General features: G+C 42.1%; 7 protein-coding genes and 2 tRNA genes. 4 read left to right on the plus strand and 5 right to left on the minus strand.

Annotated elements, in window-relative coordinates:
- Positions 1 to 28: 28 nt before the first annotated feature.
- The 5 genes from BCT34_RS22650 to BCT34_RS22670 form a co-directional block, all read right to left on the minus strand.
- Positions 29 to 751 carry a molecular chaperone gene (locus tag BCT34_RS22650; RefSeq protein ID WP_076651480.1) on the minus strand — a complete coding sequence of 241 codons (723 nt, stop codon included), beginning with the start codon at positions 749 to 751 and terminating at the stop codon, positions 29 to 31.
- An 89-nt stretch (positions 752 to 840) separates the two neighbouring features.
- Positions 841 to 1338, minus strand: a complete 498-nt coding sequence (locus tag BCT34_RS22655) for a hypothetical protein (RefSeq protein WP_076651479.1) — start codon at positions 1336 to 1338, stop codon at positions 841 to 843.
- Between the two features lie 77 nt (positions 1339 to 1415).
- Positions 1416 to 1940, minus strand: a complete 525-nt coding sequence (locus tag BCT34_RS22660; RefSeq protein WP_241902744.1) for a hypothetical protein — start codon at positions 1938 to 1940, stop codon at positions 1416 to 1418.
- A gap of 766 nt (positions 1941 to 2706) precedes the next feature.
- On the minus strand, positions 2707 to 3711 hold the full coding sequence (gene ltaE / locus BCT34_RS22665) for a low-specificity L-threonine aldolase (RefSeq protein WP_076651478.1): 1005 nt from the start codon (positions 3709 to 3711) through the stop codon (positions 2707 to 2709).
- Between the two features lie 39 nt (positions 3712 to 3750).
- Entirely contained in the window at positions 3751 to 4266 is a 516-nt protein-coding gene (locus tag BCT34_RS22670; RefSeq protein ID WP_076651477.1) for an NUDIX hydrolase, read from the minus strand.
- A 288-nt stretch (positions 4267 to 4554) separates the two neighbouring features.
- Here BCT34_RS22670 and BCT34_RS22675 point away from each other — a divergent pair, with 288 nt between their 5' ends.
- The 4 genes from BCT34_RS22675 (at position 4555) to BCT34_RS22690 (ending at position 8062) form a co-directional block, all read left to right on the plus strand.
- Positions 4555 to 6210 (plus strand): ATPase RavA domain-containing protein, encoded by a 1656-nt coding sequence (locus BCT34_RS22675; protein ID WP_076651476.1) that lies wholly within the window; start codon positions 4555 to 4557, stop codon positions 6208 to 6210.
- 11 nt (positions 6211 to 6221) lie between these two features.
- Positions 6222 to 7667 (plus strand): ATPase RavA stimulator ViaA, encoded by a 1446-nt coding sequence (gene viaA / locus BCT34_RS22680; RefSeq protein ID WP_076651475.1) that lies wholly within the window; start codon positions 6222 to 6224, stop codon positions 7665 to 7667.
- A gap of 199 nt (positions 7668 to 7866) precedes the next feature.
- A tRNA-Cys gene (locus tag BCT34_RS22685) sits at positions 7867 to 7940 on the plus strand.
- A 46-nt stretch (positions 7941 to 7986) separates the two neighbouring features.
- Positions 7987 to 8062 (plus strand) — tRNA-Gly (locus BCT34_RS22690).
- Positions 8063 to 8218: the final 156 nt, after the last annotated feature.

An 8218-nucleotide genomic window follows, 5' to 3' on the forward strand; every position in this document is an offset into this window, starting at 1 on the left:
TTTTACTTGACCACTACACTCATCGCTATTAATCCTGCTCAATTTCAATCGATAGGGTATCCACGTTGTAATTCTTAAGAGGCTGCATTTCAAAAAAACGAGTGGAGTAGGGAAGGACTAAAGTTCCTGGAATACGCTTAGCGATTTCTGCACCTTTTAAATATGTTGAATTTTTGCCATCAGAGATCTTCCATGTTGTATTGGTTAATCGACCATAGCTATTACCACTGTTAAGCACTTCGAGAACCCATTTGTTCTTTTTGTTGCTCTGTTTAATGCTTTTAATTTCTAGCTGCGAAGCGGTGTTCTGAGGTCGGACGTTGACGAGAGTATTAAATTGAAGCAAAAGGCTTACTTGTCCTTGATTACTGCTAGCTCTTTGAACTTTTACTTGCTTAACAGCAATACGATACGCTTTAGATTCGGTGATTGAAGGATCACCTAAATATCGCACCATGATTGATTGTGAGCGTCCAGGTTCAATAATTGCAGTCACCGGGATCACTAATAATTCGTCATCTGCAGGAGTGACAGTCTCTTTTCCATATTTATCCATTGTCATATATACAGGGGACAACTCAACTGTGAGTGGCTCTTTAGAAGAATTCTCAACCCTCATAGTCATTTGAGCTCTTTTACCAAGCGGTGTCATTTCCATAGACATGGGTTCTACTTTGAACGCATGTACGGGTAAACAAGTAAATGACAATAAAAGAAGAACAGTCCATTGCTGCATGATCCATTTATACATAGGGAGGAACTCCAAATTAAACTTACGTCGTTGAAATCGAGGTGAAGATAAAGTCGGAGGTCAATTAATAACCCCCGACTTATTGGCGTTTAATTCGAAGTGATGTTTACTGTCAATGTATCTGAGTAACCACCTGCCCAAGGTGAGGTTTCTGTCGTAACAATATCAATGCTTGCGGCAACACCAGTAGCTAATGCCCCAGAACCACCATAAGAGTTACTTACCGAAACATCATTTTGACCTGGGCCACCAGGAGCATTAAGTGTGAAAGGAGCTAGGCCCGAAGGGTTGAATGTTGCATCATATGTAAGAGCATAGTCTTCGCTATCATCAGACTCTAGACCACCTTCAGCACTAGTCAGTGTCACTGTTGCACCGTCGACGTCGTTACACTTCATGTTAAGACCGCTAACAGAAAGGTTTTGAATTTGAGATACATTACCAAAGTCCATCAGTTGCGTTGAAAGACCAGTTACTTCACATACGGGTGAAACAAAGCCGACTAACTGGACATCACCAGGAGCGGCTTGGACTTGAGCACCAAAGATAGCAGTGACTGTTGCTGCGTAGAGTGTTAGCTTTTTCATTAGAAATTCCTTTATCTTAAATGATTGGCTCGAATACTGCTGAGCGTTTGTTATTCTGCAGATACATTGCAGAGTTTTCACTTTGTCACGCTATGAATCGAAGGGTAAACTTCGATCTCAATAACGTCTTGATAATAACCTGCATAACGCAAGCTATTTTCGAGTGCTACCCTAAGGCTCCCATGTTGAGCAAAAGGAATAACACCAGAACTGTTTATCATTACTGGTGAAGTAAGTTGGCTGCTGTGCCTACTTTCATAAAGACGAAGTTCGTCTATCTGTAATGACAGGTTGTAACTCTCAATAATATCAACTCCTTGATGTTGATATTTTAAGCCGCCATGTTTTGAGTTAATCGTTATACCCAACGGATGGTTACAATAAATATTAAAAGGCAACGACTGCACATCACGGTGTTCCGTAAAGTTCATAACGTTGCCAGAAGAAAAATTAATTTCGCATCGGTCTTTGATCTGACCGCTAATTCCTAACGTTAAGCTATTAGCACTGACATAGAATGAAAGTGATAGGCTAAAAGTTAACGTAGAGACGATGAAGTTATGAAAATTCGGCATTGCTTTAATCATAATTTCCCCCCTCAACGAAAGAATGTAACTTGTTGCTTAACTTTCAAAACTATATGTGCTGTGAAAAATGATGAAGTAGTAAAAAAAGTTTATTATTCAAGAGAAGTATGAGTTTTAGTATGATTTTTATCTGAAGTTTGTAGAGTTGCTATTTGAATAATGATCTAATATTCAAAGAGATAATCAGTTCTTGCTCAACAGCAAGCTTTAATCTGGCTTATTGTTTTATTGATAAAATTAGGATTGTAGTCTACGGCTTGTTATGAGGTTGTTTTTTGGGCTTAGTAGCAAGCCGATAATAATAATTTCAATGTTGTGAGCGAAGGTATTAATCTAAAAGTTTGATTACGAGCGAATGCAGATATTCAAAGGAAGAGAGGGGGGCTTAATATAGCTTAAGTTTATTATTGAAATTAGTTATTTAAATGGTATTTAGAACTGAGACCTTTAATTTATAATTTCTATTTTTTGGTAATTGAAAATTAGGCGTAAATGTCATTAAATTTTTTCCTCTTAGGCCAAACAATAATTTATGTCTCTAATGTAAATTGAACTTAAACGGCAATAGAGTGTTAAATGTAGGAATAATTCTTAGGATGTCTTCTGATAGGTCAAAATGAGATCGCGTTCTGTTCAGATCAAGTTGGTGTTGCTATTAGAAAACGAGCAGGTTTTGAAGGTTATTTTTGCTGCGAAATTGTTTAATGAAATGTTTGAAAGACTAGTGCTTCCCACAGGAAGCTCTAGCCTTAGCGATAATGGATAGGAACTTTGCTGAGAGTTAAAGCGCTTTTTCCAGTTCAGTTAGGAATCGAGAAATGTCTGCAGCGCTAATATCACGGTGGGTAACAAAACGAACAGGATTCCCTGGTGACATCGTAATGCCTTGTTCGCTCAGCTCGCGAGCGATTCGGTTGATATCCACGGACTCATCTAACTTCGCAAATACAATGTTGGTTTGAATGAAATCAGGGTTAACCGAAAAACCTTCTAGTTTGCTTAAACCAATCGCTAGGTTTTTTGCGTTCTCATGGTCCGCTTTAAGCTGAGGCACGTTCGCTGTTAGAGCCATTTTACCCGCAGCCGCAAGAATACCTGCTTGGCGCATACCGCCACCGACCATTTTACGTAGGCGACGGGCTTTCGCTATGTACTCTTTGCTACCGAGTAGTAATGAACCAATCGGAGCACCTAAACCTTTCGATAAGCAGATTGTCATCGAGTCGAAGTGTTGTGCGATCTCTTTGATATGAACGTCTAATGCCACTGCTGCGTTATAGACGCGCGCACCATCTAGGTGCATTTGCAAGCCATGTTGGTTTACAAACTCACGAGCTTCCGCTAGGTAAGACATTGGCAGTACTTTACCATTGATCGTGTTTTCTAAACTAAGAAGCTTAGTACGAGCAAAGTGGCTGTCGTCAGGCTTAATCGCGGCTGCAAGCTTTTTAAAATCTAAAGTGCCGTCTGGGTTGTTCTCGATTGGTTGAGGTTGAATCGACCCCAATACCGCTGCGCCACCGGCTTCGTACTTGTAGTTGTGCGCCTGTTGACCACATAGGTATTCATCACCACGCTCACAGTGTGCCATCAAGCCAAGTAGGTTAGCTTGCGTTCCTGAAGAGGTGAACATTGCTGCTTCAAACCCCGTTTCATTAGCAGCCCACTGTTCTAGTTCGTTGACTGTTGGGTCATCGCCATAAACATCATCGCCCACTTCTGCGCTTGCCATTGCCTCACGCATAGCTTGTGAAGGTTTAGTTACTGTATCAGAACGAAAGTCCATGTTTTTCTCCTAGAGTACTTTAGGTAGCCATATAATTGGCTATAGATAGCCACATAGTTGGGCTTTGCTTAAACAAGCGATAGTTTTGGTATCGGTGATTTGGTCACATCGTATTTTTTCGTGCAGTTCTTCTAAGCTAAGCTCTATCACTTCTATTACTTCATCTTCGTCGCACTCAAAGCGTGTGGTGAGGCTTAATTCTTTTGCGACAAACAAATGTTGGATCTCATCACAGAAGCCAGCTAAAGGGGTAACTTGCCCCAAACTTTGAAAAGAAGTTGCACTGTAACCTGTTTCTTCTTCCAACTCTCGCTGAGCACATTGAAGAGGCGTCTCGGCAATTTCCATCGTGCCAGCGGGCAGCTCCAAAAGCCACTTTTTGAGAGAAGGGCGAAACTGATTAATGAGGATGATTTTTCCAGACGAAGTGATGGGAAGAATAACGGCCGCGCCAGGGTGGTTTATCGTTGTATGTTTTATCACGACGTTCGTAGGGAGCGTCACATTCTCTTCTATGAGAGAAATACTTTTCCATTTATGGATAACTTTACTCATGCAGTCTGGCCACATTCCTTGCCAATTTATCGTATAACTGAAGACGTGCACCACCATAACGTCTATGGTGTCGAAAATAAAAGAAAAATTAGGTTTAACAATTGATTTAGTTTCACGCCGTTCGTGATGTTACTCTCATAATTGGAATCTATGATTGCGCCAAAATTACCGACGTAACCATCTGATATAAATGCAACTCAATAATAAAATACACTTGTAACAAAGTGCTAACAAATGTATAAAAACATATCTAGACTCTCAACTGTTCAAAGATTTTCGGAGTAACGCATGAATCCCTCTATTTCCTCACATGCTGACAAAGCGCTACTCTCTGAGAGAATCAACAAATTAGCGCATGCTCTCTCTGATGGTGTCTACGAAAGAGAAGACACGATTAAGCTCTGTTTACTGGCTGCTTTAGCCGGCGAAAGCGTGTTTCTATTAGGTCCTCCGGGTATTGCGAAAAGCCTTATCGCTAAACGTCTCATTCAGGCTTTCGACAACAGTAGTTATTTCGAATACCTGATGACACGTTTCTCTACTCCAGAGGAAGTGTTTGGCCCACTAAGTATCCAAGAATTAAAAGATAACGGCCGTTATGTAAGACTGACTGAAGGCTACCTACCAACAGCACAAGTTGTATTCCTTGATGAAATTTGGAAAGCCGGCCCTGCAATCCTAAATACGTTACTTACTGTCGTTAACGAAAAGACTTTCAAAAACGGCAGCGACATTGAACGCGTACCGATGCGTCTACTCGTTTCAGCATCTAACGAACTTCCAGATGAAGACAGCGGACTTGAAGCCCTCTATGACCGTATGTTGGTTCGTGTGTTTGTAAACCGTATTCAAAACAAACAAAACTTCAAATCGATGCTGACGACGGGGACTTCTCAAGAAGCTGTGATTCCAAAAGGTTTGGCGATTACGGATATTGAATACCATCAATGGCAGAAAGAGCTTGATAAACTGGAACTGACAGACAATTCGTTTGATAAGTTGTTTGAACTGAAAACCATGCTTGAAGATACGGTTAAAAAACAAGGGGCCGCCTCAGAGTCAGAATTGTATGTATCAGACAGACGTTGGAAGAAAGCCGTTAAACTATTGAAAGCGAGTGCGTTCTTCAGTGGCCGAGACAGCGTAAACCCGCTGGATATCATGCTTCTGCAAGATTGCCTATGGCACAGCCCGGAATCACGTGATGTGGTTCGTAGTGTCGTTAAGGACTTTGCCTTGAACCGAGCATTTGATCAGCAAGAGTCGAAAGCTCAAATCGAAATGTCTCGTGAAGAGTTAGAAGAGATACAAGATGATGTTGAATCAACGTTGTCTGTGTCGCTCTCTATGGAATCAACCAGTGGCTTGCTGCGTAAAGATGTTTACCAAAGTGACATCAAAAATGCGAAGGTGTACAGCGTGGGCAGTGCTTACAATCTAGTGAAACTGGTAATGCTGCAGAGCAACATGTCGGTGTCTGAGTCTGAGAAGGGTGACAGTCGTTGGGTCTATGTAGCCAAAGATGATTTTGACCGTGTGCTTAAAGAAGGCCATGGCGACATTTACGGTTACGTAAACGAAAACAAAAATCTATGTCGTTTAAAACTCGACTTGGATGCATCGAACCAATTAGTGATTAAAGACATTGCCAATCGCTCTGTATTGGTGAGCGTTGTGACTACAGACGGTTTGGACCAAGAACTGTACAACAAGTGGTTGAGCGGCGCAGAAAGAGTGTTAGAGCAGCTAACCGAAGCTGAATTCAAGTTAAAACGTGTTCGCACGGAGTTCCATGATGCGTTGCCTCATAACTATATTGATCCAGATTTGCCGAAGGCGATGGAAGCAAGTTTGCAGGCGGTAACGCAAGATCTCGAAACAACGAAAGTGAAGAGCAGCAAGATCGCACAGCGTATTAAGTTCATGAGCCAATACTTCGAGTAAGGGGAGAGCATATGTTAGGAGCAGACGGCTTAAACCTCGCTTTGATGGTAGCTGATTCAGGAATCATTGATACAGCGATGAATGATCTCATTGCTCGTTCTCAAGTCATGATGGCTGCGGAGAACAAAGGCGTGAAAACATCAGTCAAAAACCACTTAGTTAAATGGCGCGGTAAAGTTAAAAAACGCGTCACTAAAGTGTGTGAAACTGATCGATTCCAAGAGGAAATCGCCCTTTATCAAGAAGTGATTTACTGGGATGAACCGCAGTTTTTTGATGAGATCGACAACGTAATCAAAAAGCTGGAGTGGCACTCAGCGTTTTATCTACAAGCTAGACGCCTTATGGAGAACAATAAGGGCGTTTATAATGCGATGTTTCCACACTACTTTTGTGACCAATGGTACCAATCACTTTCTGATGCGATTAAGCAAGCTCAAGTAACCGAGCTTGAAACAAGCAAAGAAAAAGTCTTAGCCGATCTTTATCAGCGCATGGAAACCATGAAAAACATGGACAAAGTGACGGAGTCGGGTGATGAAGGCAGTGTAGGGCGTTTGTGGGACATGGCATCTGCCAAGTTAAGCAAAACAGACCTTACCATCATGAAGCGCCATGCTGAGTTCTTGAATAAGCATAAGGGCTTGCAAGAGATCGCTGAAAAGCTGGGCCGTATGGCTGGTGAGGAAGATGATCCTTCGCTACACAAAGCCCCTGTAGAAGAATTGCAGATGGTTGAAGAGAAAAGCGATGAAGCGGTCGATGATATTGTTGGGATTCACGAAAGTGATGATCTGAATAAGATGCTGCCAAACGAAACCATGTTCCTAGCTTACCCTGAACTTGAGGTTATCTTTTACAAGCACTTGGCCGACAAGCGCTTACTTAGCTATCGCTCGCAAGGTAAATCACGCACGTTACGCAAAGTGAAAGCGCAGAAGCCAGATAGCAAGAACATCGATATTGAAAAGGGCCCGTTTATCGTCTGTGTGGACGCTTCGGGCTCAATGAGTGGTTTTCCTGAGCAATCGGCTAAAGCGATGGCTTATGCTTTGATGCAAATAGCTCTTGCAGAAGAGAGAGACTGTTACGTGATTTTGTTCTCTTCTGAGCAGATTACCTATGAGTTAACTCGGCAAGATGGCCTACGTGAAGCGAGCGACTTCTTAAGTTATTCGTTCCACGGCGGTACGGATCTAGAACCGGTTCTGATGAAGTCGATTGACTTGATGACGGGTGATAAATACAAGAATGCCGATTTAATCGTACTTTCGGACTTTATTGCACCTAAGCAGTCAGATGAAATGATTGCTCAAGTTGAAAAGCTGAAAGAACACAAAAACCGTTTCCATGCGGTTAGCCTTTCTAAGTATGGTAACCCTCAACTCATGACCATGTTTGACCACTGCTGGGCGTATCACCCGAGCCTTGTTGGTCGTTTCATGAAGAAGTGGTAGTGCTAGAGCATCATATTTGAATCCATTTTGCTGTATGTTTTTTGATTGAAGAGATCGAACATGCAGCAATTTGATTTAAATGTCAGCAAACGGAATTTAAATTCACTTTTTTGTTTGACTATCTCCCCTCAATCCGTAAAGTAGGCACCCGAACACAGCGGTGCGGCTTTCTTAAGTCCCTAAAGTGTTGAATTAAAAAGGCGCCTTGGCAGAGTGGCTATGCAGCGGATTGCAAATCCGTGGACCTCGGTTCGACTCCGGGAGGCGCCTCCATTCTTTCTCTTAGTTTGATAAGTTAAGAGATATTAAGAATGAAAATGCGATACTAGCTCAGTTGGTAGAGCGCAACCTTGCCAAGGTTGAGGTCATCGGTTCGAACCCGATGTATCGCTCCAAATTTTGTAGTGTTGATTCATTTCGACATTAAGATGGTGTTTTACTTTTCAGTAATCGGCATCGCAATAAAGAATTGCGTGCCCTGGTGGTGGAATTGGTAGACACAAGGGATTTAAAATCCCTCGACGTTCGCGTTGTGCCGGTTCAAGTCCGGC

It is taken from the genome of Vibrio sp. 10N.261.45.E2 (assembly GCF_002875705.1).
Lineage (GTDB): Bacteria > Pseudomonadota > Gammaproteobacteria > Enterobacterales > Vibrionaceae > Vibrio.

Bases quoted from the DNA above. Each gene is read 5' to 3' on its own strand.
- BCT34_RS22650 (WP_076651480.1), bottom strand. From the start codon at position 751: ATGTATAAATGGATCATGCAGCAATGGACTGTTCTTCTTTTATTGTCA.
- BCT34_RS22655 (WP_076651479.1), bottom strand. From the start codon at position 1,338: ATGAAAAAGCTAACACTCTACGCAGCAACAGTCACTGCTATCTTTGGT.
- ltaE (WP_076651478.1), bottom strand. From the start codon at position 3,711: ATGGACTTTCGTTCTGATACAGTAACTAAACCTTCACAAGCTATGCGT.
- BCT34_RS22670 (WP_076651477.1), bottom strand. From the start codon at position 4,266: ATGAGTAAAGTTATCCATAAATGGAAAAGTATTTCTCTCATAGAAGAG.
- BCT34_RS22675 (WP_076651476.1), top strand. From the start codon at position 4,555: ATGAATCCCTCTATTTCCTCACATGCTGACAAAGCGCTACTCTCTGAG.
- viaA (WP_076651475.1), top strand. From the start codon at position 6,222: ATGTTAGGAGCAGACGGCTTAAACCTCGCTTTGATGGTAGCTGATTCA.